Here is a 25631-nt window from a genome sequence, read left to right as displayed (position 1 = left end):
TGAAGCGCCTGAAGCGCCTGGGACGGCCTAGCCGGCGCGGGAGCCCGCACGGGCGTGCCCGGCGGCCGTGTCGCTGGTCCCCGACCCGGTACCGGTACCGGTGCCGGCATCGGCGCCGGCCCGGATCCGGTTGAACTCGGCGACGTGCTTCTTGTGCTCCTCGTACGTCGCCGAGAAGCGGGTGTCCCCCGGCTTCACGGTCACGAAGAACAGCCAGTCGCCGGGCGTCGGCGCGACGGCCGCGGCCATGGCCTCCAGGCCCGGGCTGTCGATCGGCGTGGGCGGGAGGCCCTGGCGCTCGTAGGTGTTGAAGGGGCTGTCGATCCGCGTCTCGCTCAGCTTGGTGTCCACCGTGCTGCGGTTCAGCGCGTAGTTGATGGTGGAGTCCATCTGGAGCGGCATCGAGCGCGCCAGCCGGTTGTGGACCACGCGGGCGACCTTGCCCCGGTCCGTGCGGGACTCCGCCTCCGCCTCGATGATGCTGGCGAGCGTGGCCGTCTGATACGGGGTCATGCCGTGCGCCTTGGCGCCGTCGGCGACCGCCTTGGTCGCCAGCTTCCGGTTGGCCGTGTCCACCATGTACGCGAGCAGCGTGGCCGGTGTGGACGCGGAGGTCACCGGGTACGTCGCCGGGAACAGGAAGCCTTCCGGATTGCCCTTCGCCTCCGCGGGCAGGGCGAGTACGGCCGTGGGGACGGCCGCCTTGGTGGAGCCGGCCGGGAGCTTCAGCTCGCGGTCGATCGCGGCGTACACCTGGGGTGCCCGCCAGCCCTCCGGGATGGTCAACTGGCGTGGCTTCTCGGGGGCTTCCCCGCTCCGCAGCAGCGGAACCAGGGCGGCCGCACCGATGGCCAGCAACATGCCGAGGAAGAGCGCCAGACGGCCCCGGCGGGTGAGCCGGGAGCGACGCCGTGGCGGCTGGTACTCATGGCGCATGCGGGCACGCTAACCCGCGAAGCGCCACATTCCGGGCATCACACCCACACATCAGTCATACGATCACACGTTTACCGGCGTGGGCTGCACGATCTTCTCCGGTGCGATCGCGGCTTCCCGGTCCCGGCGGACCAGGGCCGCGTACCGGCCGCCCGCCTCCAGCAGCTCCTCGTGCGTGCCGCGCTCCGCGATGCGGCCCTTGTCCAGGACGACGATCTGGTCGGCGTCGCGGACGGTGGAGAGCCGGTGCGCGATGGTGATCGTGGTCCGGCCCTGGGACAGGTTGTCGATGGCCCGCTGCACGGCGTGCTCGGTGCGGGTGTCGAGCGCGCTGGTGGCCTCGTCGAGGATCAGCACCGGCGGGTCGCGCAGGATGGTGCGGGCGATGGCGAGGCGCTGCTTCTCGCCGCCGGAGAACCGGTAGCCCCGCTCGCCGACCAGGGTGTCGTATCCGTCGGGCAGGGATTCGATGTGCTCGTGGATCTGGGCCGCGCGGGCCGCCTCGACCATCTCCTCGTCCGTGGCGTCCGGCTTGGCGAAGCGCAGGTTGTCCGCGACGGAGGCGTGGAAGAGGTAGGTCTCCTGGGAGACCACGCCGACGGAGCGGGCCAGCGAGTCGAAGTCGAGATCGCGGACGTCCACCCCGTCGAGGGCGACCCGGCCGCCGGTGACGTCGTAGAGCCGGGGCACGAGGTAGCTCAGGGTGCTCTTGCCGGAGCCGGTCGGGCCGACCACGGCGAGCGAGCCGCCGGCCGGGACGGTGATGTCGATCCCCGTCAGGGTGGGCCCGTGCTTGGCGTCGTACGCGAAGTGCACGTCCTCCAGGCGGACCTCGCCCCGGGCCCGGTCCAGGCGCACCGGGTCCGCGCGCTCGGTGATGTCCACCGGCAGGTCGAGGTACTCGAAGATGCGGCCGAACAGGGCCAGCGAGGTCTGGATCTGCACGCCGGTCGACAGGAGGCTCACGGCGGGCCGGAACAGGCCCTGCTGGAGCGTGACGAAGGCGACGAGGGTGCCGACCGAGAGCGAGGGGGCGCCCGGCCGGAGGGTGATGCCCGCGGCCCAGTAGATGAGCGCGGGCATGGCGGCCATGACGATGCCGATGGTGGACATCCGCCAGCGCCCGGCCATGCTGGAGCGCACCTCGAGGTCGACGAGCCTCTCGGACTCCTCGGAGAAGGACCGGGTCAGCGAGTCGGCGCGGCCCATGGTGCGGCCGAGCAGGATGCCGCTCACCGACAGCGATTCGGTGACCGTCGCGGCCATGGCGGCCATCTGCTTCTGCCGCTGCAGGGTGATCTTCTTGCGCTCGCGGCCGACGCGCCGGCTGATCCACACGAACACGGGCAGCAGGAGCAGCGAGACGAGGGTGAGCCGCCAGTCGAGCGCGAGCATCGCGACGATGGAGGCGATCACGGCCGTCAGGTTGGAGACGAGCGAGGTCGCGGTGGAGGTGACGGTCGCCTGCATGCCGCCGATGTCGTTGGCTATGCGGGACTGCACCTCGCCGGTCCGGGTGCGGGTGAAGAAGGCCAGCGGCATCCGCTGGAGCTGGGTGTAGACGGCGGTGCGCAGGTCGTGCATGACGCGCTGCCCGACGGTGGTGGATATCAGCGTCTGGAGCACGCCGAAGACGCTGGTGACGACGGCGGTGAGGATCATGCCGAGCGCGAGCAGGCTGAGCAGTCCGGTGCGCCCCTGCGGGATGGCGACGTCCAGGATCTCCTTCAGCAGGAACGGCGAGGCCACCGCGACCAGCGAGGAGGCGCAGACGAGCAGCCCCACGACGGCGAGGCGGCCGCGGTAGGGGCGGAACAGGCCTACGATCCGGCGCAGCTCACGCGGCTGCTCCGCGGGGGCGGGTCGGCTGGGATCGAGGGCTTCTTTCGATGGGATCCATTTCGGCTCTTCGGGGCGCATGGGCCTCCTTCTGGCGAGACCTGTCTGAGTACGAGACCTGACGAGACTCGAATGAGCATAGCTCATTGTTACCTATACTCACAATGAATGTGGTCCTGGTACTGTTTCCCAGTATGAGGACCGCATCCGAAACCGACAGCACGGACGGCGTGCTCGCCGAGCAGCTGCTGCGGCTGACCCGCCGGCTCCACCGGATCCAGAAGCGCCACCTGGAGCCGCTCGGCATCACCCCCGCCCAGAGCCGGCTGCTGCGCCTCGTCTCGCACTACGACGGCGACCAGCCGCCCCGGATGGCGGACCTCGCCGCCCGCCTGGAAGTCGTGCCTCGCGCCGTGACCACGCTGGTGGACGGCCTGGAGGCGGCCGAATGCGTGCGCCGCGCGCCCGATCCGGCCAACCGGCGGGTCATAAGGATCGAGCTGACCGACACGGGCCGCGCCACGCTGCGCCGCCTGCGCAACGCGCGAACCGACGCGGCAGAGGAGATCCTGGCTCCGTTGACCGCCGAGCAGCGCGAGGTGCTCGGCGGCCTGCTGAACGCTCTGACGGACGCCCCGCTGGAGGGCACCTGCTGACAAGGCCGCTCCGGGGCCGGGAGAGGGTTCCCCGGATTGGGCCGAACGAGTAGTCAAGGGGTCGCGCATGCCGCTGCTGGAACCGAAGCCCGGGGCCCTGCGGCCGCACAGCCTCGCCGGCCCCGCCCCCGACCGGGTCCCGGACCACCGCGCCGCCGGCACGCCGGAGCCGCTGCGCACCGAGCTGAGCGGGTTGCTGGGCGCCGAGAAGGTGCTGTGGAAGGTCTCCGACCTGGTCCGCTACGCCTCGGACGCCTCGCCGTACCGGTTCCTGCCGCAGGTGGTGGTGGTCGCCGAAGACATCGACGACGTCTCCGCGGTCCTCTCGTACGCGCACGGCCGCGGGCGCGAGGTCGTCTTCCGCGCCGCCGGGACCTCGCTGAACGGCCAGGCCCAGGGCGAGGACATCCTGGTCGACGTACGCCGCCACTGGGCCGGAGTCGAGGTGCTGGAGGAGGGCCGCCGCGCCCGGATCCGGCCCGGCACCACGGTGGCGCGGGCCAATGCCGCGCTCGCCCGGCACGGCCGCGTCCTGGGCCCCGACCCGGCGAGCGCCATCGCCTGCACCCTCGGCGGGGTCGTCGCCAACAACGCCTCCGGGATGACGGCGGGGACCACGAGGAACTCGTACCGCACCCTCTCCTCGCTCACCTTCGTCCTGCCCGGCGGGACCGTCGTGGACACCGCCGACCCGCTGGCCGACGAGGAGCTGGCGCACGCGGAACCGGCGCTGTGCCGCGGGCTGATGGAGATCAAGCGGGAGATCGAGGCCGACCCGGAGCTCGTCTCGCGGATCCGGGCGAAGTACGAGATCAAGAACACCACCGGCTACCGGCTCGACGCCTACCTGGACGGCGCCACGCCCGTCGAGATCCTGCGCGGGCTGATGGTCGGCTCGGAGGGCACGCTCGGGTTCATCGCCGAGGTCGTCTTCGACACCGTGCCGCTGGACCGCGAGCTCACCAGCGCGCTGCTCTTCTTCCCCTCGCTGCCCGCCGCGGCATCCGCCGTACCACTGTTCAACGAGGCGGGCGCCCTCGCCGTGGAGGTGATGGACGGCAACACCCTGCGCGCCTCGGTCAGCGTCGAGGGCATGCCCGCCGACTGGGCCGGGCTGCCGAAGGACACGACCGCCCTGCTGGTGGAGTTCCGCGCCCCGGACGAGGCGGGCCGCGCGCGGTACGAGCGCCGCGCCGCGGAGGTCCTCGCCGGGCTGGACCTGGTCGCGCCGGCGGCCTCGATCACCAATGCGTTCACCCGCGACACGAAGACGATCAACGGGTACTGGACGGCCCGCAAGGCCTTCGTCACCGCCGTCGGCGGAGCCCGGGCCCCCGGCACCACCCTGATCACCGAGGACTTCGCGGTGCCGCCCTCCCGGCTGGCCGAGGCCTGCGAGGCCCTCCTCGCCCTCCAGGCCGAGCACGGTTTCGACGCGGCCGTCGCCGGCCACGCGGCCCACGGCAACCTGCACTTCCTGCTCGCCTTCGACGCGTCGAAGCCCACCGACGTGGAGCGGTACGGGGCCTTCATGGACGCCTTCTGCCGGATGACGGTCGAGCGGTTCGACGGCTCGCTGAAGGCCGAGCACTCCACCGGCCGCAACATGGCCCCCTTCCTGGAACTGGAGTGGGGGCCGAAGGCCACCGAGCTGATGTGGCGGACGAAGCGGGTCGTCGACCCGGACGGGCTGCTCGCCCCGCGCATCCTCCTCGACCGCGATCCGCGGGCCCATCTGCGCGGGCTGAAGACGATCCCCAGGGTGGAGGCGGTGGCCGACCCCTGCATCGAGTGCGGCTTCTGCGAACCGACCTGCCCCAGCGAGGACCTGACGACCACGCCCCGCCAACGGATCGTGCTGCGCCGGGAGATGATGCGCCAGCAGCCGGGCTCCCGGGTGCTGGAGGGACTGCTGGACTCCTACGGCTACGACGCCGTGGACACCTGCGCGGGCGATTCCACCTGCAAGCTGGCCTGCCCCGTCGGCATCGACACGGGCGCGCTGATGCGGGAGTTCCGCCACCGCCGGCACGGCCCGCGCGAGGAGCGCGCCGCCGAACTCGCCGCGCAGCGGTTCAAGGCCGTGGAGGGCGCCGCCCGGCTGGCCGTGGCCGCCGCCGACAAGCTGGCCGGCCCGCCGGCCGACCGGGCCGGGAAACGGCTGCTGGAGGCGGTGACCGGGGCCGCGCGCAAGGCCGTACGTCCCGACCTGGTTCCGCGGTGGCTGCCGCAGCTGCCCGGCGCGGCGGCCGGGAAGCTGCCCCGGACCGAGCGGGTGGGCGCGGCCGCCGTGTACTACCCGGCGTGCGTGAACCGGATCTTCGGCGGCCCCGCGGGCCGGCCCGGCCCCTCGCTCCCCGAGGCCGTGGTGGCCGTGTCGGAGCGTGCCGGCAAGCCGGTGTGGATCCCCGGCGACGTCGCGGGCACCTGCTGCGCGACGATCTGGCACTCGAAGGGCTACGAAGCCGGCAACCGGCTGATGGCCAACCGGATCGTGGAGGCCGCCTGGGGCTGGACCGCCGGCGGGCGGCTGCCGCTGGTGGTCGACGCCTCCTCGTGCACGCTGGGCATCGCGCACGAGGTGGTCCCGTACCTCACGGACGACAACCGGGCGCTGCACGCGGAGCTGACGGTCGTCGACTCCCTCGTGTGGGCGGCGGACGAGCTGCTCCCGCACCTGGAGATCCGGCGCACGGTGGGCTCGGCCGTGCTCCATCCGACCTGCTCCATGCACCACTTGGGCGACGTGGCACAGCTGCGGGCGGTGGCCGAAGCCTGTGCGAGGGAGGTGGTGGTTCCCGGCGATGCGGGCTGCTGCGCCTTCGCGGGCGACCGGGGCATGCTGCATCCGGAGCTGACGGCCTCGGCGACGGAGCGCGAGGCGGCGGAGGTGACCTCGCGGGCGTTCGACGCGCATCTGTCGGCGAACCGGATGTGCGAGGTGGGCATGGACCGGGCCACCGGCCGCAGTTATTACTCGGCGCTGCTGGAACTGGAGCGGGCCACTCGCCCTTGACCTGCGGGGCCGCGGCCCTGACCTGGCGGTTTACGGAAGGGCGGGCCGAACATCCCGCCGCGTAGGGCCTTGGCCAACGCAAAATGGATTGCCCGGGACCGGTCCGGAAGGCGAACCTTGCTCGGTTTGAACCACTCGACCAGTCATGAGGCGTCATGCAGATCAGCGATCTTCCGTATCCGGACCCCGGAGTACCCGACGCCCGCTCCGGCCCGCGCTTCCTGGTGTGGCTGGGGCGCGGCCAACTCGGCGGACAGGCCAAAAGCCTGTGCTGGGGACTGGTGCACTTCGGCGGCATCGCCGGGCTGCCGTACGCGGTGGGCCTGGGGGTCGAGGCGGTCGTCCGGCGCGACGGCACCCGGCTGCTGCTGGTCGGCGCGCTGCTGGCGCTGATCGGCGTCGCCATCTCGGTCGGCGACGCGATGCTCCACCGGACCGCCGTCACCAACTGGATCACCGCCGCCGCGCGGGTGCAGCAACTCCTCGCCCGCAAGACCGCCGAGCTGGGCTCCGCCCTGACCCGGCGGGTCGCGGCGGGCGAGGTGGTCGCGGTCTCCACGGGTGACGTGGAGAAGATCGGCTGGTTCGTCGAGGCGGTCTCCCGCTTCCTCGCCGCCGCCTTCTCCGTCGTCGCCATCTGCGTCGGCCTGCTGTTCTACGCGCCCTCGATCGGTGTGGTCGTCGCGATCGGCGTCCCCGCGCTCGCCCTGTCGGTGCTGCCGCTGCTGCCGCGCGCCACCCGGCGCGCGGACGTCCAGCGCGAGAAGGCCGGCAAGGCCACCGAACTCGCCTCCGACACCGTGGCCGGCCTGCGGGTGCTGCGCGGCATCGGCGGCGAGGAGCTGTTCCTGGGCCGCTACCGCGAGGCCTCGCAGGAGGTCCGCAAGGCCGCCGTGCGCAGCGCCCGGATGTGGGCGCTGATCTCCGCGATCCAGGTGCTGCTCCCGGGCGCGCTGCTGATCACCGTGGTCTGGTACGGCTCCGTGCTCGTGCTGGACGGCCGGCTCGCGGTCGGTGAACTCGTCGCCGCCTTCAGCGCGGTGGCCACGATGCTCTACCCGCTGCGCCACTTCGAGGAGATCGCCATGGCGTACTCCTTCTCCCGGCCCTCCGCGGCGCGGGCGGCGCGGGTGCTGTCGCTGACACGGACGGACGCCCCGGGGCCTAAGGCTCCGAAGGCACCGGAGGCCGCGGTCCCCGAGGCTCCGGCCCCGGGCGGGGACCTGTACGACCCCGCGACGGGACTGCTGGCCCCCGCGGGCCGGTTCACCGCCGTGGTGTGCGGCGACCCCGACCTGGCGGGCCGGCTCGCCGAGCGCCTGGGCGGGCATCCGGCGGACGACGGCCCGGCTGCCGAGCGGGTCTCGGTGCTGCTGGGCGGGGTCGCGCTGGACGAGCTCGCACTGGACACCGCGCGCACGCTGGTCCTCGTACAGGACAAGGACCCGGTGCTGCTGTCCGGAACGCTGCGCGAACTGTTCGCCGTACCGGCGTCCGGAGCGGTCGAGCCCGGGGCGGCACTGGCCGCCGCGCAGTGCGCGGACGTCCTGGACGCACTGCTGCAGTCGGCCCCGGACGGGGTGGAGGACCCGATGGACGCGCGGATCACCGAGCGCGGCCGGTCCCTGTCCGGCGGGCAGCGCCAGCGGCTGGCGCTGGCGCGGTCCCTGGCCACCGACCCGGAGGTGCTGGTGCTGGACGAGCCGACCTCGGCGGTCGACTCGCACACCGAGGCACGGATCGCGGACGGGATCACCGCCCTGCGCGCCGGGCGGACGACGGTGGTGCTGGCCTCCTCGCCGCTGCTCCTGGACCGCGCCGACCGGGTGGTCCTGATCCACGAGGGCGCGGTCGCCGCGACCGGTACGCACCGCGAACTGCTGCACGGCGAACCGCTCTACCGGGCGGTCGTCACCCGCGAGACCGAGGAGGAGCAGCGGGTGGCCCGGAGGGAACTGACCCGGCTGGAAGAAGTCCGGCTGGAAAAGGCACTGACAGAGATCGAGGAATCGGCATGATCGGCGTGGCGCCGCCGCAATACGATCCGGCGGCCCCCGAATCGGCCGCCACCCTGCCCGTGGGCACGACGGCGACCGTACGGGGCTATGTGCGCGGCCTGTTCCGCCGCCACCGGCGGGCCTTCGTCGTGCTGGTGTCGGTCAACGCGGCCGCGGTGACCGCCTCCATGGTCGGCCCGTACCTGCTGGGCCGGGTCGTGGACCAGCTGGCGGCGGGGGCGCGCGAGCTCCACCTGGAGCGCGTGGCCCTGCTGTTCGCGCTGGCCCTCGTCGTCCAGACGTTCTTCGTCCGGCTGGTCCGGCTGCGCGGCGCGATGCTGGGCGAGGAGATGCTGGCCGACCTGCGCGAGGACTTCCTGGTGCGGTCCGTGGGCCTGCCCCCGGGCGTGCTGGAGCGGGCCGGCACCGGTGACCTGCTGTCGCGGATCACCACCGACATCGACCGGCTGGCCAACGCGATGCGCGAGGCCGTGCCGCAGCTGGCCATCGGCGTGGTCTGGGTCGCGCTGCTCTTCGGGGCGCTCACCGTGACCGCGCCGCCGCTGGCCCTGGCCGCGCTGGTGGCGCTGCCGGTGCTGGTGGTCGGCTGCCGCTGGTACTTCCGGCGGGCGCCGTCGGCGTACCGCTCGGAGGCTGCCGGGTACGCGGCGGTCGCGGCCGCGCTCACCGAGACGGTGGACGCCGGGCGCACGGTGGAGGCGCACCGCCTCGGGCCGGGCCGGATCGCGCTGTCGGAGCGGCGGATCAAGGAGTGGACGGCGTGGGAGCGGTACACGCTGTACCTGCGGACGGTCCTCTTCCCGGTCATCAACGTCACCTTCGTGACGATCCTCGGCTCCGTGCTGATGATCGGCGGCTACTGCGTGCTCCAGGGCTGGATGTCGGTGGGGCAGCTGACCACCGGTGCGCTGCTGGCGCAGATGATGGTCGATCCGATCGGCCTGATCCTGCGCTGGTACGACGAGCTGCAGGTCGCCCAGGTGTCGCTCGCCCGGCTGGTGGGCGTACGGGAGATCGAGCCGGACGCCGGCGACGCGGGCGTCTCCCCGGTGGGGCGTGACGTGCGGGCCGACGAGGTGCGCTTCGGCTACCGGGAGGGCGTGGACGTGCTGCACCAGGTGTCCATGTCCGTGCCGCCGGGCACCCGGATGGCCCTGGTCGGCCCATCGGGGGCGGGCAAGTCCACCCTGGGCCGGCTGCTGGCCGGCATCTACGCGCCGCGGACCGGCGAGGTCACCCTCGGCGGGGCGGAGCTGTCGCGGATGCCCGCGGAGCGGGTGCGCGAGCAGGTGGCGCTGGTCAACCAGGAGCACCACGTGTTCGTGGGCTCGCTGCGGGACAACCTGCGCCTCGCGCGCACCGGGGCCGGTGACGCCGAGCTGTGGGCGGCGCTCGGCGCGGTGGACGCCGACGGCTGGGCCCGGGCGCTGGAGGCCGGTCTGGACACCGAGGTGGGCTCGGGCGGTACGGCGCTGACCCCGGCGCAGGCCCAGCAGATCGCGCTGGCCCGGCTGGTGCTGGCGGACCCGCACACGCTGGTGCTGGACGAGGCCACCTCGCTGCTGGACCCGCGGGCCGCACGGCATTTGGAGCGTTCGCTGGCCCGGGTGCTGGACGGCCGTACGGTGATCGCGATCGCCCACCGGCTGCACACCGCGCACGACGCGGACGTGATCGCGGTGGTCGAGGGCGGCCGGATCAGCGAACTGGGCTCGCACGACGAGCTGGTCGCGGCGGACGGCGCCTACGCGGCTCTGTGGCGCTCCTGGCACGGCTGACCGGCCCGAGCCTGCGGCCGTACGGGGCCCCGGTCCCCCGCCGGTGTGCGGGGGACCGGGGCCTCGGCCCTGCTGGGCGGCCCTGCCTGATCCGCAGGGCGCGGCCTAGATGAAGCCGAGGGCGGAGGCTCCGCCTATCCCGCCGAGCAGCATGAACACGGGCATCAGCACCTTGAGCTCCACCCAGCTGCCGGCCCGGAAGCGCATCCCCTTGGGCGGGCCGAGGGGGTACCAGCGCTTCCCGGCGATGGGGAGGGGCCACAGGATGGGGCAGCCGGAGACGGTCAGGGCGTCTCCGATGTCGTGGACCAGGGCGCCGAGCAGGATCGGCAGGCCGAGCCAGAGGTATTCCTGGCCGGGGTCGGTGAAGAGCCATCCGGCGCCGTTCCCGGGCTGGTCGAGGACGCCGGCCAGGATCCAGGCGCTGGTCGCGCCCAGCAGCCAGACGAGGACGTCGCTGGACATCCGGGCAGCCCGCCACAGCAGGCCCTCGACGGCAAGGACCAGGTGGACGAAGAGCAGGACCAGCACGCCCCAGCGGTCGGTCGTGGCCGCCAGCGCGGAGGAGCCGGCGCCGATCAGGACGGCCCACAGCCAGGTGTGCGTCAGGGTGCGGTGGCCCCCGGTCCGGCGGGCGTCCTTGGGAGCGCGGGTGGCCTTGTAGACCGCGTAGGAGATCTTGTCGACGACCTCGCACAGGCCCCGGGAGAGCGGGCCGAAGGCGCGCGAGATCGTCGCCGACTTGTGGTCCAGGTCCGGGGCGAGCGCGGCGCCGGCGCAGATGAGCGCTCCGACGACGAGGACCGGCCAGGGCATCGGGTGCCCGGCGGCCGCGGCCGCCGCTCCCACCCCCAGCCAGGCTGCCGCCCCGGACAGTGAGTGCGCCGGACCCATCATGGTCGTTCCCCGCCCCAGTCGTGTGGTGGTCGGGCCCTGTTGACGGTTTCGTTCGGGCCCGGTCAACGGCACAGCGTACCGGCGGTGATCTTCGATCCGTCCGCCGGTTCCCTCTTCCGGCGTGAAGCCAGGCAAGATGGGGGGTGTGACCCTCATTGATCAGCTCCCGCCGAACGCCGACCCCGACGCCCTCTTCGAGGCTTTCTCCTCGTGGGCGGAGGATCAGGGCATCACCCTGTACCCGGCTCAGGAGGAGGCGCTGATCGAGGTCGTCTCCGGGGCGAACGTGATCTTGTCCACGCCGACCGGCTCCGGCAAGAGCCTCGTCGCGGCGGGCGCGCACTTCACCGCCCTCGCCCAGGACAAGGTGACCTTCTACACCGCACCGATCAAGGCGCTGGTGTCGGAGAAGTTCTTCGACCTGTGCAAGCTCTTCGGCACCGAGAACGTCGGCATGCTGACCGGCGACGCCTCCGTGAACGCGGACGCCCCGGTGATCTGCTGCACCGCCGAGGTGCTGGCCTCCATCGCCCTGCGTGACGGCAAGTACGCCGACATCGGCCAGGTCGTCATGGACGAGTTCCACTTCTATGCGGAGCCGGACCGCGGCTGGGCCTGGCAGATCCCGCTGCTGGAGCTCCCGCAGGCGCAGTTCGTCCTGATGTCGGCGACGCTCGGCGACGTGAAGCGGTTCGAGGAGGACCTGACCCGGCGCACCGGCCGGCCGACCTCGGTGGTCCGCTCCGCGACCCGGCCCGTGCCGCTGTCGTACGAGTACGTCACGACGCCGATCACCGACACCATCACCGAGCTGCTGGAGACCCGGCAGGCCCCGGTGTACATCGTGCACTTCACGCAGGCCCAGGCGGTGGAGCGGGCGCAGTCGCTGATGAGCATCAACATGTGCACCCGCGAGGAGAAGGACAAGATCGCCGATCTGATCGGCAACTTCCGCTTCACCACCAAGTTCGGCCAGAACCTCTCCCGCTACGTCCGGCACGGCATCGGCGTCCACCACGCCGGCATGCTGCCCAAGTACCGGCGCCTGGTCGAGAAGCTGGCCCAGGCCGGTCTGCTGAAGGTGATCTGCGGTACCGACACCCTCGGTGTCGGCGTCAACGTCCCCATCCGCACGGTGCTGTTCACCGCGCTCACCAAGTACGACGGCAACCGGGTCCGCACGCTGCGCGCCCGCGAGTTCCACCAGATCGCCGGCCGCGCCGGCCGGGCCGGCTTCGACACGGCCGGTTACGTGGTCGCCCAGGCGCCCGAGCACGTCATCGAGAACGAGAAGGCCCTCGCGAAGGCCGGCGACGACCCGAAGAAGCGCCGCAAGGTGGTGCGCAAGAAGGCCCCCGAGGGCTTCGTCGCCTGGTCGGACACCACCTTCGAGAAGCTCATCGCCGCCGACCCGGAGCCGCTCACCTCCCGGTTCAAGGTCACCAACATCATGCTGCTGTCGGTCATCGCCCGTCCTGGGGATGCCTTCCAGGCGATGCGCCACCTCCTGGAGGACAACCACGAGCCGCGCAAGGCGCAGCTGCGGCACATCCGCCGGGCCATCGCGATCTACCGCTCGCTGCTGGACGGCGGCGTGGTCGAGAAGCTCGACACCCCGGACGCGGAGGGCCGCACCATCCGGCTCACCGTCGACCTCCAGCAGGACTTCGCGCTCAACCAGCCGCTGTCCACGTTCGCGCTCGCCTCCTTCGAGCTGCTGGACCCGGACTCCCCCTCCTACGCGCTGGACATGGTCTCCGTGGTCGAGTCCACGCTGGACGACCCGCGCCAGATCCTGGCCGCCCAGCAGAACAAGGAGCGCGGCATCGCCGTGGGCGCGATGAAGGCCGACGGGATCGAGTACGAGGAGCGGATGGAGCGCCTCCAGGACGTCACCTATCCCAAGCCGCTCGAAGAGCTCCTCTTCCACGCCTACGACGTGTACAGCAAGAGCCATCCGTGGGTCCGCGACCACCCGGTCTCGCCGAAGTCGATCATCCGCGACATGTACGAGCGCGCGATGACCTTCACCGAGTTCACCTCCTTCTACGAACTCGCCCGCACCGAGGGCATCGTGCTGCGCTACCTGGCGAGCGCGTTCAAGGCGCTGGACCACACCATCCCCGACGACCTCAAGTCCGAGGACCTGCAGGACCTCATCGCCTGGCTGGGCGAGCTCGTCCGCCAGGTCGACTCCAGCCTGCTCGACGAGTGGGAGCAGCTGGCGAACCCGGAGGTGGAGACGGCGGAGCAGGCCCAGGAGAAGGCCGACCAGGTGAAGCCGGTCACGGCGAACGCCCGCGCCTTCCGCGTCCTCGTGCGCAACGCCATGTTCCGCCGCGTGGAGCTCGCCGCCCTGGACCACGTCGACCAGCTGGGCGAGCTGGACGCCGAGGCCGGCTGGGACGCAGACGCCTGGGGCGAGGCCATGGACGCGTACTGGGACGAGTACGACGACCTCGGCACCGGCCCCGACGCCCGCGGCCCGAAGCTGCTCCAGATCGAGGAGGACCCGGCGCACGGCCTGTGGCGCGTCCGCCAGACCTTCGCGGACCCCAACGGGGACCATGGCTGGGGCATCAGCGCCGAGGTCGACCTCGCTGCCTCCGACGAGGAAGGCCGTGCGATCATCCGGCTGACCTCGGTCGGTGAGCTCGGCGCGCTCTGACCGACCCGCGCACGCGACCCGACCCGCCCGAGCAGCCGGCCCCGCCGGCGGCTCCGGACCCGACAGTGGAGAACCTCTGATGACGAATCCCGCCGAGAGACTCGTCGATCTGCTCGACCTGGAGCAGATCGAGGTCAACATCTTCCGCGGCGCCAGCCCGCAGGAATCCCTCCAGCGGGTCTTCGGCGGGCAGGTCGCCGGCCAGGCCCTGGTGGCCGCCGGCCGTACCACCGAGAGCGACCGCCCGGTCCACTCGCTGCACGCGTACTTCCTGCGCCCCGGCATCCCCGGGGTGCCGATCGTGTACCAGGTGGAGCGGGTGCGCGACGGGCGGTCCTTCACCACACGGCGCGTCACCGCGGTCCAGCAGGGCAAGACGATCTTCAATCTCACCGCCTCCTTCCATCATCCGGAGGAGGGCAGCATCGAGCACCAGCTGCCTCCCCGACTCGACTTCCCCCACCCGGAGACGCTCCCGAAGGTCGCGGACGAGATCCGCGAGCACTTGGGCGCGCTGCCCGAGGCGCTGGAGCGGATGGCCCGCCGCCAGCCGTTCGACATCCGGTACACGGACCGGCTGCGCTGGACTCCCGAGGAGCTCAAGGACGCCGATCCGCGCAGCGCGGTGTGGATGCGCGCGGTCGGCCCGCTGGGCGACGACCCGCTGGTGCACACCTGCGCCCTCACCTACGCCAGTGACATGACCCTCCTCGACGCCGTGCGCATCCCCGTGGAGCCCCTGTGGGGCATGCGCGGTTTCGACATGGCCTCGCTGGACCACGCCATGTGGTTCCACCGGCCCTTCCGCGCGGACGAGTGGTTCCTGTACGACCAGGAATCGCCCATCGCGCACGGCGGCCGGGGTCTCGCCCGCGGCCGCATCTACGACCTGGAGGGCAGGCTGCTGGTCTCGGTGGTCCAGGAGGGCCTCTTCCGCCCCTACGCCGAGAACGCGGCCAAGCCGCCCGTGTCACCCCAGTAGCCCACCCCCTTCCGGCAGTCCGTCCCGTCCACGAAGAGCTGAGCGCACCCATGCCCACCCCGGCCCTCCCCTGCCCCTGCGGGCTGCCCGCCGCCTACCCGGAGTGCTGCGGCCGCTTCCACTCCGGTGCGCAGCAGGCGCCCACCGCCGAGCTGCTGATGCGCTCCCGGTTCAGCGCGTTCGCCGTCGGCGACACCGCCTACCTGCTGCGCTCCTGGCACCCGAGCACCCGGCCCGGCCGGCTCGACCTGGACCCCGGCCAGCGCTGGGAGCGTCTGGAGATCCTCGCCACCGAGCGCGGCGGGATGTTCGAGACGGAGGGGTCGGTGGAGTTCCGGGCGCACTACCGCGAGGGCCGGCACGCCGGTTCCCTGCACGAGCACAGCGCCTTCGCCCGGGAGGCCGGGGCCTGGGTCTACGTCGGCCCGCTCTCCCCCGTCGACTTCGACTGACCGCGGGCCCCGGTCAGGGCGAAGTCCAGGCTGGTGCGGTACCAGTGGACCTCGTCCGGCGGCTGCGCCCGCAGCAGCCGGAGCGCCACGGCCGCCGCGGCCGGGATCTGCGGGTGCCCGTACGGCGGGGGCGGGGCGAGCGCGGACAGGACGAGCCGCTCCGCCGGATCGGGCACCGCCTCCCGCAGCTCCTCCTCCGGGAGGACGGAGGCCAGCACCGCGGCCCGCTCCCAGGGATCGGCGGTTCGTCTCAGCAGCAACCCCACATGCCGCCCACGCCACTTGCGCGGCCGCAGATCCGCCTTGGCGGCCAGCAGCTCCCGGTCGCCCGGGGGCGCGCCGCCGCGCAGCATCCCCGCCTCCCGGTCGGCGAACTCCCTCAGCTCCGCGGCCAGATAGAGCCACACCACCACCCGGTAGCGGTTGATCCGGTAGCCGACCGGGGTGATGTGCCCGCAGCGGGCGAGCCGGGTGAACCGGCCCGGGCTGGTGCCCAGTACCGCACCGGCGGCCTCGGCTCCGGCCACGGTCTCGACCCGCTCCCGCAGCGCGTCCGGGAAGCCCTCGGCGGAACGGACCCGCTCCAGCTCGGCCCGGGTGTACCGCGCGCCCCCACCCGGCGCCGGCGGCCCGGCCCGTACGATGCCCAGCTGCACGGCCCGGGCGAACTCGGTCCGGGTCAGGCGCAGTTCCCCGGCCGCCCGGGCACCTCCCACCGCAGCATCCGGCAGCGGCTCCGCCCGTACCACCGAGGGACCGGCAGTCCGCACCACCGGCAGGGCCGGCCCCCGCACATCCGACAAGACCTGCGTCGCGACCTCCATGACGGTCCTCCCCCACACGAGACGATTACTCTGTGTGAAGACCGTAACTCAGCGCGACGACGGCCCGCGAGGCCTGTGGACAACTCCGGGAAATCCCGGCGACCGGAAGCCCTCAGCCCCCGGTGATCCGCCGTTCCGCCACTCCCAAGTGCTCGCCCACCCGGTTGACCAGCAGCGTCATCTCATACGCGACCTGGCCGATGTCGGCCTCGGCCGCGCTCAGCACGCACAGCGAACTCCCCGCGCCCGCGGCCATGACGAACAGCGCGCCGTCGTCGTACTCCACCATCGTCTGCCGTACCTCGCCCGCCCGGAAATGCCGGCCCGAACCCTTCGCCAGACTCTGCAATCCCGCCGCCACCGCCGCCAGATGCTCCGCGTCCTCCCGGGCCAGCCCCGCGCTCGCGCCCGTCACCAGCCCGTCGTTGGAGAGGACCACGGCATGCCTGACCTGCTGGACCCTGCGCGTCAGGTCATCGAGCAGCCAGTCGAGTTGCTTGTCCAGTGCCATTTCGAGCCCCTCCCCGTCGACGCCGCCGGCACGGCCGCGCCCCACCCCTGGTAGTAAGTGCCGCCAGCCTTCCCCACCAGCGCCTTTCGGGCAAGGAGGATGTCCCCATGGCGAAGAAGATGACTCAAGAGGAATGGCGGGCATTCGTCTCGTACGGGACCCGCACCGGCAAGCTGTCCACCGTCCGCGAGGACGGCAGCCCGCACGTCGCACCCGTCTGGTTCGTTCTCGACGGCGACGCCTTCGTCTTCAACACCGGCAAGGACACGGTGAAGGGGCGCAACCTGCTGCGCGACGGCCGCGTCGCGCTCTGCGTGGACGACGACCGTCCGCCCTACTCCTACGTCGTCCTCCAGGGACGCGCCGAAATCGGCGAGGACGTGCAGGAGATGCTCCCCTGGGCGACGCGGATCGCCGCCCGCTACATGGGCGAGGAGCGCGCCGAGGCCTTCGGCCGCCGCAACGCCGTCCCCGGCGAACTCCTCGTCCGCGTCCCCGTCGACAAGGTGATCTCCGTCGACGGCATCACCCATTGACGCGCGCACCGCCCCTCCCCGGCCGCAGCCCGGCCCTCACACGGAATCGGCCTGCGGCTCCACCGAGTCCAGCAGCCGGGCGGTGTGCACCCGCCCGGCATACTCGACCAGCCTGATCAGCACTTCCTTCCCCGAGTCCTTGTCCCGCGCATCACACAGCACCACCGGAGTCCCCGACTCCAGGTCCAGGGCCCGCGCCACCTCGTGCGCCCCGTACCTCCGCGCGTCCGTGAAGCAGTTGACGGCCACCACGAACGGGATGCGCCGGTGCTCGAAGTAGTCCACCGCCGGGAAGCAGTCCTCCAGCCGGCGCGTGTCCGCGAGCACGACCGCGCCGAGGGCGCCCTGCGACAGCTCGTCCCACAGGAACCAGAACCGGTCCTGCCCCGGCGTCCCGAAGAGGTAGAGCGAGAGTCCGGACCGGATGGTGATCCGTCCGAAGTCCATGGCCACGGTCGTGGTCGTCTTCTGGGCGACCCCGCCCGTGTCGTCGACCAGCTCGCCCGCCTCGCTGAGCAGTTCCTCCGTCCGCAGCGGCCGGATCTCGCTGACCGCACCGACCAGCGTCGTCTTGCCGACCCCGAACCCGCCCGCCACGAGTATCTTCAGCGCCAGCGCGGCCAGTTCCCCGTCGTCCTGCGGATCCGCGTCCGCCGCGCCGGTTCCGTCGTGGTCTTGTCCCATCACAGCGCTCGCAATCCCTCGATGACTTCACGCAGAATCCGCTCGTCCGGCAGATGCGCGGGCGGCACCGGCCGGCTCACCTTGACGTGCCCGCCCTCCAGCAGGTCCCCGAGCAGCACCCGCACCACGCCCACCGGCAGGTCCGCGTCCGCGGCGAGCTCCGCCACCGACTGGGTCACGGACCGGCAGAGCCCCAGCAGCGCCCGGTGTTCGGGGCCGAGCAGCGACTCGGCCGCCGCGTCCCCGCCTTCGCCGTCCACGACGACCAGCGCGATCAGGTCGAACCGGACGCCGTGGGGTCCCGGCTTCGTACGCCCGCCCGTCATGGCGTACGGACGGACGAGCGGGCCCGCGTCGGCGTCGTACCACTGGCCGTTCATGTACCGGACCGCCGCTCTCAGCCCGCGGCCGGCGGCCGGGCCGCGAACCGGGAGGGGGTGTAGAGGTGTTCCCCGACCCGCTTCACGAGCCGGGCCATCTCGTAGGCGATCAGCCCGATGTCGGCGCTCGCCGCGCTCAGCACGGCCAGGCAGGACCCGTCCCCGGCGGCCGCGACGAAGAGGAATCCCTCGTCCATCTCCACCATCGTCTGGCGCACGCCCCCGGCGTGGAAGTGCCGGCCCGCGCCCTTCGCGAGACTGTGGAAGCCGGAGGCGACGGCGGCCAGGTGCTCCGCGTCCTCCCGGCTGAGCGCGCTGGACGCGCCCACCGCCAGGCCGTCGTTGGACAGGACCACGGCGTGCCGGACCTCGCGGACCCGGACCACCAGATCGTCCAGCAGCCAGTCCAGTTCGCCGGACCTGCGGATTCCGTCGGGGTTGAATCTCTGGTGCTCGATCATCACGCTTCTCCTTCGCTGCCTGCGTGGGCGCCGGTCTCCCGGGCGCCCGTGTCTTGGACGCCGCTCTCCTGGGCACCGCGGACCCAGCCGGCCCGGTAGGACGCCATCCGGTCCCGTGCCTGCTCCGGGCTGCGCCCCGGCGGGTCCTCGGGCAGGCGCGCCCCGGCCGCCGGGTCCTTCGCGGCGGGGGCCTCGCGCAGCTGCGGGACCAGACTGGCCTGGCGCACGCGGCGCGGCAGTTCGGTGACCGCCGCGCCCCCGGGGCCCCTCGGCCGCAGGGAGGCCACCGGCGCCGGGTGCGGCTCCTCCTCCCGTACGGGACCCCGCTCCGGCGCCGGGATGCCGCGGGGTTCCTCCCGTACCGCCGAGCGGTGCGCGTCCTCCCGTACGACGGTCATCGCGGGCGGCGGCGGCGCCTGCCGCCGCGGTTCCGCCGGGGCCCCGAACTGCGCCTCCGGGGCCGGCGCCGGCGCCGGGCCGGTCTCGATCGCACCCTGGAGGAGGGAGTTCGGCAGGAGCACCACCGCGGTCGTGCCCCCGTACGGCGAGGTGCGCAGGTGCACCCGCACACCGTGCCGGGCCGAGAGCCGGCTGACCACGAAGAGCCCGAGCCGGTCGCTGTCGAAGAGGTCGAGGGCCTCGGACTGCTCGATGCGCCGGTTGGCCTCGTGGAGGGAATCGCGGCCCATGCCGAGCCCGCGGTCCTCGACCTCCAGGACGTAGCCGGCGCCGACGGGCTCGCCGCTGACGCGGACCTTGGTGTGGGGCGGGGAGAACTGGGTGGCGTTCTCGATGAGTTCGGCGAGCAGGTGCGTGAGGTCGGCGACGGCGCCGCCGATCACGGCGGCCTCCGCCAGTTGGCGGACCTCGACGCGCGGGTAGTCCTCGATCTCGGAGACGGCGGCCCGTACCACGTTGGTCAGCGGGACCGGCATCCGCCAGGCCCGCCCGGGAGCGGCCCCGGACAGGATGATCAGGCTCTCGGCGTGCCGGCGCATCCGCGTCGTGAGGTGGTCGAGGCGGAAGAGGTCGCCGAGTTCGCCGGGGTCGTCCGCGCGCCGCTCCATCGAGTCGAGCAGGGTGAGCTGCTTGTGCACCAGGACCTGGCTGCGGCGGGCGAGGTTGACGAAGACCCCGCTCACGCCGCTGGCGAGCTCGGCGCGCTCGACGGCGGCGCTCAGGGCCGCCCGGTGGACGGTGGCGAGTGCCTCGCCGACCTGGGTGATCTCGTCGTCGGCGGGCGGCGGGGGCGGGGTCTCGGCCTCGACGTCGATGTCCTGACCGGCCCGGAGCCGGTCCATGGCGTGCGGGAGCTTGCGGTGGGCGATCTCCAGGGCGGTGTTGCGCAGCGAGACGAGTTCCACGACGAGGGCGCGGCCGATGCGCACGGAGATCACGAGGGAGGCGGCGACCGCGGCGAGGCCCAGCAGTACGGCGGCTCCGGCGGGGCTGAGACCGCCCTGGGCGAGGGGGTCGGTGCGGTCGACGGCTCCGGCGTGGGCGGCGGCCCCGATCTCGCGCATCGAGGTGCTGACGCTCGTGAACGCGGCGTCCCAGCCGGCGGGCGCGCCGCGGGCCGCGTCCTTGGCCTGCGCCTGCACGGTGGCCGCGTCCTTGGGCGATCCGGTGGCCGTGTCCTTGGCCGTGTCCTTGGGTGACCCGGTGGGTGGTCCCGTGGCCGCCCCGGCCGTGAGCATCCGGTCCTCGGCGGCGGTCAGTTCGGCGTAGGCGGCGCTCTTCGCGACGGACTGCCAGGCGGCCTGCTGGGCGGCGGGCAGGTCGTCGGCGCTGGCCGCGGTGAGGGCGCGGCGGGTCTCGATGACGCCGGTGAGGCGCCGAAGCGTTTCGGCGGTGCGCGGGCCGGGCGCGGCGATCAGCGCGTCCTCGCGGGCGAGGAGTTCCCCGGCGCGGGCGAATTCCAGCAGGACCCTGGCGTCGGGCCCCAATTCGGCCTCCACGCCGCCGGTGAGGGAGCCGTCGACGGCGAGGGCGCTGTCGACGACGCGCGTGTACGTCTCGTACGCCGCGTCCTGGGTCGCCCGCCGGTCCGTGACCTCCTTGCGGGTGGCGCCGAGCCCCTCCGCCGCGGCCACGAAGGCGCCGACGCGGACCACGACGTCGGAGCGGTGCTCTCCGGACTCGGCGACGGTGTGCCGGTCGCCGAGACGGAGCCGCCGGACGGCCGCGTCGGTGCGCCGCGTCTGCTGTTCGAGCGCGGCGCCCTGGTCGGAGCCGGGATCGGCCAGGTAGCGGACGGCGGCGCGCCGTTCGGCCTGGAGCTCGGTGACGGCCGCCGCGACGGGGGTGCGTATCTGCTCGTCGACCCGCTGGGCGCGGGTGAGCCGGGCGATGTCCTGGGCGGTGCTGACGGTCGCGAAGCCCCAGAGGGCGAGGAGGGAGACGACCGGGACCATCAGGAGCGACACGATCTTCGCACGGACGGAGGCGGGGCGCAGCGTGGGCCGGCGGGACCCTCCGCCGTCGGGGGCGGCCGCGGCCGCCGGCACCGGACCGCGTCCGTCCGTCCACCCGCCGTCCGGCGCCGCCGGCTCCTCGGCGGGCGGGCCGGCGTGGGCCCGGCGGCCGCGCGCCGGGGGCGCGGGCACCTGCGAGGCAGCCACTTCCGGTCGTCTTCGGGGGGTGCGCATGGGCTCCTCGTTCCGGGTGCGGTCCAGCGGGGCGGTCGGGGCGGGTCGGCTCGGGAGCTCAGCGGGTCGGCGCGGGCGGCACCGCGTAGGCCGCCGAACCGGGCGCCGGAGCCTGCCCGCCCAGGTGCCGGGAGGCCGATGCCGAGGCGGCGCGCTCGTCGGCCGTCGGGGAGAGCGCGACGAACGCGGAGGTGATGAACAGGTACGAGCCGAGTCCGACGGCGAGCGGGAAGATGAACTGCATCGCGGTGGCGCCGGGCAGGGCCTGGTCCGAGGGGACGACGCGGACGGCGACCGCCAGCATCCCGGTGTAGTGCATGCTGCTGACGGCGGCGCCCATGACGAGCGAGGCGACGGCCACGGCCGCCGGCGCTTTGATGTTGAGCGCGGCCCACAGCGCGGCGGTGGCGGCGACGACGGCGATGGCGACCGAGAGCCCGACCGTGAGCGGGTCGTACGAGATGCTGCCGTGCAGGCGCAGGGCGGCCATGCCGAGGTAGTGCATGCTGGCGACGCCGAGGCCGGTGGTGAGCCCCCCGAGGACCAGGGCGCGGCCGCGGGCCCGGCCGTAGCCGACGGCGAACACTCCGGCGCCGACGACGAGCACGGCGACGAGGAGGCTGAGGATGGTCAGCGGCACGTTGTAGTGGATCTCGGTGCCGGTGACGTTGAAGCCGAGCATCGCGACGAAGTGCATCGTCCAGATTCCGGTGCCGATGGCGGAGGCCGCGGTCAGGAGCCAGTTGCGGCGGGAGGATCCGGTGGTCGCGGCGAGCGCGCGGACGGTGCAGCGCAGCCCGAGGGCGGCGCCGATGGATGCCATCACATATGACAGTACGGGTGTCAGCCAGCCGTAGGCCGCGTGGTCGAGGTGTCCCATGGCCCCGGGACGCTAGTCCGGGTGAGGGCGCGAACAAGGGGCGCATTCCGAAAGCAGCTGGAACTGCTGGAATATGACAGAGCTACGTTCATCTTCGATCACGCCGCGTGCCAGCTTGCACACGCACCGCGCGGAGCCCCATGGGGGATCATGTCCACATGAGCGAAGACCACACGCACGTGCAGGAGTTCTTCGGGGCGCGCGCCGCCGACTGGGACCGCAAGTTCCCGGCGGACGGACCCGCGTTCGAAGCGGCCGTGGCCGAATTCGGCCTGCGCCCCGGGGACCGCGTCCTCGACGCGGGCTGCGGGACCGGTCGCGCACTGACGGCACTGCGCGCCGCCGTCGGCCCGGCCGGCACGGTGCTCGGGGCGGACCTCACCCCGCAGATGCTCGCCGCCGCGCGGCGGGCCGGTCGGGACGCCGAAGGCACGCTGCTGCTGGCGGACGTGGCCCGGCTGCCGCTGCGCGACGGGGCGCTCGACGCCGTGTTCGCCGCCGGGCTCGTCGCGCACCTGCCCGACCCCGGGGCGAACCTGCGCGAGCTCGCCCGCGTCGTCCGCCCCGGCGGCCGGCTCGCCCTGTTCCACCCGATCGGGCGGGCGGCCCTGGCGGCGCGCCAGGGCCGCGAGCTGACGCCGGACGACATGCGGGCGGAGCACAACCTGGGCCCGCTGCTGGCCGGTTCGGGCTGGGACATGACCTCGTACGCCGACGAGGACGCCCGCTTCCTGGCGCTCGCGCTGCGCCGCCCCTGAAGGGCCCCTCCCGAAGGACATCGAGTGCACCGAGTACGTCGGCACCGGCCCGGCATGCCCGGAGGCGCCCCGGATCACATCGGAGGCTGAGCCTCGGCCCCGGCCGGCCGGCGGGGATGGGGTACGGGGCACCCCCCTGAGCCGGGCACCGGGAACGTGCCGAGCTCGCCCACGTCATAGCCGTGGGGGTAGCCCTTGATCTCCGGGTTCTGCCGGGCGTAGTGCGGGGCCTTGCGCGGCGGCAGCAGCCGGACCGCCCGCCCGCGCAGCTTGAGGGCGCCCCGGAACAGCCGCTTGACCTGCGGGCGGGGGCTCTCGTAGCGGAAGGCGGCCAGCAGCGGCTCGTCGAGGAGGGAGAGGCTGAGCGCGCGCACGGCGGGGGTGAGCGCCGCCGGGTACCAGGAGGCCATCAGACCGATGGTCGCGTCGGCGACCGTGCGACCGCCCTCGTCCCAGCCGAAGTGGGCGTCCTCGTAGGAGTTCAGGGTCTCCTCGAACTCCTCGAAGGAGTCCGGGATGTCCGTGATGCCCATGTGCCGGCCGAGCTCGGCGTAGTAGTTCGCGCTGGCGCGGCGCTCGTGGTGGGTCAGCGGGCGCCAGCCGTAGGCGTCCAGCCAGCGCGCCGGAATCACCACGAAAGTGCACAGGACATAGCGCATGTCCTCGTTGCTGATGTCGTAGGCGCGGTGCATCTGGTTGACGCGGCGGATCGCGGTGCGCGCGGTCTCGCTCTCGAAGCCGTGCTCCACGACGGCGTCGAGGAGCAGCGAGGTGTCGTCGTAGCGCTTCTGCGGACGTTCGGTGAATTCGGCGGTTTCGGCGAGCAGGCGGCCGATGCCGGGGACCGCGTACGTGCGGAAGAGCGCGAGTTCCAGGGCGCGGGTGAAGTCCCAGGGGAACTCGTAGGTGGCGGTGAGCCGGTAGATGGCGAGGAAGTCCTTGTCGGGGTCGAGACGGAGGATCTCCCTCAGCCGGTCGTAACGCTGCACCGGGTGTCCCTTTCTGTGGCGGGTGGCCAACTCTACGTGCAGGTGGCGGGCTTGGAAATCGACGGCCGCAGGCTCTCGACGCGGGGGTTACCCGCTGGTTAGGGTGCGCCGACGAGAGAGCGACCGGGAGGCCACGTGACCGACGAGGAGGGGGGCGGTTCGCTCTATGTGCTGACCGCCGTACTGCTGACCCCCGCGCAGTTTCCGAGCATCCTGGGCGACGATTTCCCGGAGGCGTGCTCGCTCCTGGGTGTGAAGCCGGCGCCGCAGGGATACGGGCTGGTGCTCGGCCAGGACGAGGAGGGCGCGCGCTGGACCGTCGTCGTGGACGACGTCTCCCTCGTGGCCATGGCGATCGCCTCCTGGGACTGCGGCATGGAGTACGACCTCTCGCCCGACGAGCGCTCGATCGTGGTCTCGCTGGCGGGATGGCCGCTGGCCCTGTCGGTGGCGGCGCCGGGCATCCCGGAGCCGCACGACCCGGAACAGGGCGCAGACGGCACGGGGCGGGTGCCGCTGGCGCCGCCCTCCGCCGAGGTCTGGGGGCCGGTGCAGCGGCGGATGGGCGCGGACCAGATCGCCCGGGAGTGGACGGGGTGGCGCGAGCGGGTCGCGACGGACGGCGGCGCGGCCGCGGCGGCGCACCCCGGGCTCGCGCGGGCGCTCCAGGAGGCCCTGGAGTACACGCAGAGCCCGCCGCCGCCCGGCCGGGTCCGGTCCTCGTTCGCGGGGGAGGGCGTGCGGACGCTGCGGGTGGACGGCCCCGGCTGGTCACTGGTGGCGCGGACCGGCGACGCGGCCTTCGTACTGCTGGACGAGGAGCCGAGCGAGGTCCTCGCGGTCCCCCGCGACGGGGATCCTGATCTCGGCCTGCCGAAACTGCCGGAGCTGCTCGCGGCCCTGGACCGCGTCGCCGTACGCCCGGCCTGAAGCGGGCCCGACCCGAACCTGAACCGAGGGAGACGCTGTGCTGGTGGAATCGGAGCCGGTGGCCGTGGTGGTGGGCGGCCGCGCCGAGGCGGTCGACGACGACTGGGGGCGGGAGACGGCCGTGATCCGCCTGGACCCGGAGCGGTTCGGCCCGGAAGCCCTGTACGGGCTGGCGGACTTCTCCCACCTGGAGGTCGTCTACCACTTCGACCGGGTCCCGGTGGCGAAGATCGAGACGGGCGCGCGGCATCCCCGGGGCAACCCGGACTGGCCGCTGGTCGGCATCTTCGCCCAGCGCGGGAAGAACAGGCCGAACCGGCTGGGCGTCTCCCGCTGCCGGATCCTGAAGGTGGACGGCCTGGACGTACACGTGGAGGGCCTGGACGCGGTGGACGGCACCCCGGTCCTGGACCTGAAGCCGTACATGGCCGAGTTCGGCCCGCGCGGCGAACTTCGCCAGCCCGGCTGGGCCACGACCCTGATGCGCGACTACTACTGAGCCGCGCCGCCCTCCGGCCCGGGCGCGGGCCCGGGGCCGGGCCGGCGCCGCCCGCTCAGCGGCCGAGCTGCTTCCTGGATATTCCCCGCAGACGACGCCGCTGGGAGGAGTCCAGCAGCAGGTAGGCGGCCGCCGGCACACCGATCAGGACCAGCAGCCCTGCCCAGAACCCGACCGTCCAGAACAACACGATGGCTGCCGCGACTCCGGCAACCGCGACCTTGCCGCGCTTGGACATCTGCGGACACCTCCACCTGTCGTCGTCCACTACCCCCACAACGCGCCGCCG

At 73.0% G+C, this 25631-nt stretch carries 22 protein-coding genes and 1 pseudogene; 11 read left to right on the top strand and 12 right to left on the bottom strand.

All coding sequences use genetic code 11. The annotated features are described in order from the left end of the window. Window positions 1-27: 27 nt before the first annotated feature. The gene (gene mltG / locus ACFYZS_RS27130) at window positions 28-936 is read right to left on the bottom strand and encodes an endolytic transglycosylase MltG (RefSeq protein ID WP_389017710.1); all 909 of its coding nucleotides are present in this window, start codon (window positions 934-936) and stop codon (window positions 28-30) included. 63 nt (window positions 937-999) lie between these two features. Beyond that, entirely contained in the window at window positions 1000-2856 is a 1857-nt protein-coding gene (locus tag ACFYZS_RS27125; protein ID WP_389017706.1) for an ABC transporter ATP-binding protein, read from the bottom strand. Between the two features lie 113 nt (window positions 2857-2969). Between ACFYZS_RS27125 and ACFYZS_RS27120 the strand changes: the two genes are divergently transcribed. From ACFYZS_RS27120 to ACFYZS_RS27105, 4 genes are all read left to right on the top strand, one after another. Then, window positions 2970-3431, top strand: a complete 462-nt coding sequence (locus tag ACFYZS_RS27120; RefSeq protein WP_389017703.1) for a MarR family winged helix-turn-helix transcriptional regulator — start codon at window positions 2970-2972, stop codon at window positions 3429-3431. Window positions 3432-3498: 67 nt separating this feature from the next. Continuing rightward, window positions 3499-6447 (top strand): FAD-binding and (Fe-S)-binding domain-containing protein, encoded by a 2949-nt coding sequence (locus ACFYZS_RS27115; protein WP_389017700.1) that lies wholly within the window; start codon window positions 3499-3501, stop codon window positions 6445-6447. 155 nt (window positions 6448-6602) lie between these two features. Further along, window positions 6603-8465 (top strand): ABC transporter transmembrane domain-containing protein, encoded by a 1863-nt coding sequence (locus ACFYZS_RS27110; RefSeq protein WP_389017698.1) that lies wholly within the window; start codon window positions 6603-6605, stop codon window positions 8463-8465. After that, a complete protein-coding gene (locus tag ACFYZS_RS27105) occupies window positions 8462-10243 on the top strand; it encodes an ABC transporter ATP-binding protein (protein ID WP_389017695.1) in 1782 nt (593 codons plus the stop codon). Before ACFYZS_RS27110 ends, ACFYZS_RS27105 begins: the two co-directional genes overlap by 4 nt. Window positions 10244-10348: 105 nt before the next feature. Here ACFYZS_RS27105 and ACFYZS_RS27100 read toward each other — a convergent pair whose 3' ends face one another. After that, window positions 10349-11140: a metal-dependent hydrolase gene (locus tag ACFYZS_RS27100; RefSeq protein WP_389017692.1), complete on the bottom strand. Its 792-nt coding sequence runs from the start codon at window positions 11138-11140 to the stop codon at window positions 10349-10351. An 84-nt stretch (window positions 11141-11224) separates the two neighbouring features. On the opposite strand from ACFYZS_RS27100, the pseudogene ACFYZS_RS27095 reads away from it, so the two are divergent. The 3 genes and pseudogenes from ACFYZS_RS27095 to ACFYZS_RS27085 all read left to right on the top strand — a co-directional run bounded on the left by ACFYZS_RS27095 (window position 11225) and on the right by ACFYZS_RS27085 (window position 15242). Next, window positions 11225-13808: pseudogene (locus ACFYZS_RS27095) on the top strand (DEAD/DEAH box helicase). 79 nt (window positions 13809-13887) lie between these two features. Then, on the top strand, window positions 13888-14790 hold the full coding sequence (locus tag ACFYZS_RS27090) for an acyl-CoA thioesterase II (RefSeq protein ID WP_134068242.1): 903 nt from the start codon (window positions 13888-13890) through the stop codon (window positions 14788-14790). Window positions 14791-14840: 50 nt separating this feature from the next. Continuing rightward, entirely contained in the window at window positions 14841-15242 is a 402-nt protein-coding gene (locus tag ACFYZS_RS27085; protein ID WP_030860500.1) for a YchJ family protein, read from the top strand. On the opposite strand, the gene ACFYZS_RS27080 is transcribed toward ACFYZS_RS27085, so the two are convergent. Together ACFYZS_RS27080 and ACFYZS_RS27075 are read right to left on the bottom strand one after the other, a co-directional pair. Further along, window positions 15206-16066 (bottom strand): DUF6397 family protein, encoded by an 861-nt coding sequence (locus tag ACFYZS_RS27080; protein ID WP_389017689.1) that lies wholly within the window; start codon window positions 16064-16066, stop codon window positions 15206-15208. The genes ACFYZS_RS27085 and ACFYZS_RS27080 overlap by 37 nt on opposite strands. A 112-nt stretch (window positions 16067-16178) precedes the next feature. Next, entirely contained in the window at window positions 16179-16577 is a 399-nt protein-coding gene (locus ACFYZS_RS27075) for a roadblock/LC7 domain-containing protein (RefSeq protein WP_030158066.1), read from the bottom strand. A 107-nt stretch (window positions 16578-16684) separates the two neighbouring features. Between ACFYZS_RS27075 and ACFYZS_RS27070 the strand changes: the two genes are divergently transcribed. Beyond that, on the top strand, window positions 16685-17113 hold the full coding sequence (locus tag ACFYZS_RS27070; protein ID WP_389017686.1) for a PPOX class F420-dependent oxidoreductase: 429 nt from the start codon (window positions 16685-16687) through the stop codon (window positions 17111-17113). A 36-nt stretch (window positions 17114-17149) separates the two neighbouring features. Here the strand turns inward: ACFYZS_RS27070 and ACFYZS_RS27065 are convergent, their stop codons facing one another. Genes ACFYZS_RS27065 through ACFYZS_RS27045 form a run of 5 tightly spaced genes read right to left on the bottom strand, consistent with a single transcriptional unit; the run spans window position 17150 to window position 22166 of the window. Then, window positions 17150-17797 (bottom strand): ATP/GTP-binding protein, encoded by a 648-nt coding sequence (locus ACFYZS_RS27065; RefSeq protein ID WP_389017683.1) that lies wholly within the window; start codon window positions 17795-17797, stop codon window positions 17150-17152. Then, entirely contained in the window at window positions 17797-18177 is a 381-nt protein-coding gene (locus ACFYZS_RS27060) for a DUF742 domain-containing protein (protein WP_389017680.1), read from the bottom strand. Before ACFYZS_RS27060 ends, ACFYZS_RS27065 begins: the two co-directional genes overlap by 1 nt. 17 nt (window positions 18178-18194) lie before the next feature. Further along, entirely contained in the window at window positions 18195-18638 is a 444-nt protein-coding gene (locus ACFYZS_RS27055) for a roadblock/LC7 domain-containing protein (RefSeq protein ID WP_099894014.1), read from the bottom strand. Next, window positions 18638-21286, bottom strand: coding sequence for a nitrate- and nitrite sensing domain-containing protein (locus ACFYZS_RS27050; protein WP_389017676.1), 2649 nt, complete (start codon window positions 21284-21286; stop codon window positions 18638-18640). The genes ACFYZS_RS27055 and ACFYZS_RS27050 overlap by 1 nt, the downstream gene beginning before the upstream one ends. Window positions 21287-21344: 58 nt before the next feature. After that, entirely contained in the window at window positions 21345-22166 is an 822-nt protein-coding gene (locus ACFYZS_RS27045; RefSeq protein WP_389017673.1) for an MHYT domain-containing protein, read from the bottom strand. A 158-nt stretch (window positions 22167-22324) separates the two neighbouring features. Here ACFYZS_RS27045 and ACFYZS_RS27040 point away from each other — a divergent pair, with 158 nt between their 5' ends. Then, window positions 22325-22924 (top strand): class I SAM-dependent methyltransferase, encoded by a 600-nt coding sequence (locus ACFYZS_RS27040; RefSeq protein WP_389017670.1) that lies wholly within the window; start codon window positions 22325-22327, stop codon window positions 22922-22924. A gap of 74 nt (window positions 22925-22998) precedes the next feature. On the opposite strand, the gene ACFYZS_RS27035 is transcribed toward ACFYZS_RS27040, so the two are convergent. Beyond that, window positions 22999-23913 (bottom strand): oxygenase MpaB family protein, encoded by a 915-nt coding sequence (locus tag ACFYZS_RS27035; RefSeq protein WP_389017668.1) that lies wholly within the window; start codon window positions 23911-23913, stop codon window positions 22999-23001. Window positions 23914-24048: 135 nt separating this feature from the next. On the opposite strand from ACFYZS_RS27035, the gene ACFYZS_RS27030 reads away from it, so the two are divergent. Next, the gene (locus tag ACFYZS_RS27030; protein ID WP_389017665.1) at window positions 24049-24843 is read left to right on the top strand and encodes a hypothetical protein; all 795 of its coding nucleotides are present in this window, start codon (window positions 24049-24051) and stop codon (window positions 24841-24843) included. Window positions 24844-24886: 43 nt separating this feature from the next. Continuing rightward, on the top strand, window positions 24887-25342 hold the full coding sequence (locus ACFYZS_RS27025) for an SAM-dependent methyltransferase (protein WP_389017911.1): 456 nt from the start codon (window positions 24887-24889) through the stop codon (window positions 25340-25342). A gap of 55 nt (window positions 25343-25397) precedes the next feature. Here the strand turns inward: ACFYZS_RS27025 and ACFYZS_RS27020 are convergent, their stop codons facing one another. After that, the gene (locus ACFYZS_RS27020) at window positions 25398-25580 is read right to left on the bottom strand and encodes a hypothetical protein (protein WP_030158088.1); all 183 of its coding nucleotides are present in this window, start codon (window positions 25578-25580) and stop codon (window positions 25398-25400) included. Between the last annotated feature and the right edge of the window lie 51 nt (window positions 25581-25631).

The organism is Streptomyces sp. NPDC001903 (genome assembly GCF_042891345.1).
Classification (GTDB): Bacteria; Actinomycetota; Actinomycetes; order Streptomycetales; family Streptomycetaceae; genus Streptomyces.
Note: the sequence above shows the minus strand (reverse complement) of the source record. Positions and strands in the feature narration are given on the sequence as shown.

Bases quoted from the DNA above. Each gene is read 5' to 3' on its own strand.
- ACFYZS_RS27110 (WP_389017698.1), top strand. From the start codon at position 6,603: ATGCAGATCAGCGATCTTCCGTATCCGGACCCCGGAGTACCCGACGCC.
- ACFYZS_RS27105 (WP_389017695.1), top strand. From the start codon at position 8,462: ATGATCGGCGTGGCGCCGCCGCAATACGATCCGGCGGCCCCCGAATCG.
- ACFYZS_RS27020 (WP_030158088.1), bottom strand. From the start codon at position 25,580: ATGTCCAAGCGCGGCAAGGTCGCGGTTGCCGGAGTCGCGGCAGCCATC.
- mltG (WP_389017710.1), bottom strand. From the start codon at position 936: ATGCGCCATGAGTACCAGCCGCCACGGCGTCGCTCCCGGCTCACCCGC.
- ACFYZS_RS27120 (WP_389017703.1), top strand. From the start codon at position 2,970: ATGAGGACCGCATCCGAAACCGACAGCACGGACGGCGTGCTCGCCGAG.
- ACFYZS_RS27125 (WP_389017706.1), bottom strand. From the start codon at position 2,856: ATGCGCCCCGAAGAGCCGAAATGGATCCCATCGAAAGAAGCCCTCGAT.
- ACFYZS_RS27040 (WP_389017670.1), top strand. From the start codon at position 22,325: ATGAGCGAAGACCACACGCACGTGCAGGAGTTCTTCGGGGCGCGCGCC.
- ACFYZS_RS27085 (WP_030860500.1), top strand. From the start codon at position 14,841: ATGCCCACCCCGGCCCTCCCCTGCCCCTGCGGGCTGCCCGCCGCCTAC.
- ACFYZS_RS27055 (WP_099894014.1), bottom strand. From the start codon at position 18,638: ATGATCGAGCACCAGAGATTCAACCCCGACGGAATCCGCAGGTCCGGC.
- ACFYZS_RS27060 (WP_389017680.1), bottom strand. From the start codon at position 18,177: ATGAACGGCCAGTGGTACGACGCCGACGCGGGCCCGCTCGTCCGTCCG.
- ACFYZS_RS27045 (WP_389017673.1), bottom strand. From the start codon at position 22,166: ATGGGACACCTCGACCACGCGGCCTACGGCTGGCTGACACCCGTACTG.
- ACFYZS_RS27100 (WP_389017692.1), bottom strand. From the start codon at position 11,140: ATGATGGGTCCGGCGCACTCACTGTCCGGGGCGGCAGCCTGGCTGGGG.
- ACFYZS_RS27090 (WP_134068242.1), top strand. From the start codon at position 13,888: ATGACGAATCCCGCCGAGAGACTCGTCGATCTGCTCGACCTGGAGCAG.
- ACFYZS_RS27115 (WP_389017700.1), top strand. From the start codon at position 3,499: ATGCCGCTGCTGGAACCGAAGCCCGGGGCCCTGCGGCCGCACAGCCTC.
- ACFYZS_RS27065 (WP_389017683.1), bottom strand. From the start codon at position 17,797: ATGGGACAAGACCACGACGGAACCGGCGCGGCGGACGCGGATCCGCAG.
- ACFYZS_RS27080 (WP_389017689.1), bottom strand. From the start codon at position 16,066: ATGGAGGTCGCGACGCAGGTCTTGTCGGATGTGCGGGGGCCGGCCCTG.
- ACFYZS_RS27050 (WP_389017676.1), bottom strand. From the start codon at position 21,286: ATGCGCACCCCCCGAAGACGACCGGAAGTGGCTGCCTCGCAGGTGCCC.
- ACFYZS_RS27070 (WP_389017686.1), top strand. From the start codon at position 16,685: ATGGCGAAGAAGATGACTCAAGAGGAATGGCGGGCATTCGTCTCGTAC.
- ACFYZS_RS27075 (WP_030158066.1), bottom strand. From the start codon at position 16,577: ATGGCACTGGACAAGCAACTCGACTGGCTGCTCGATGACCTGACGCGC.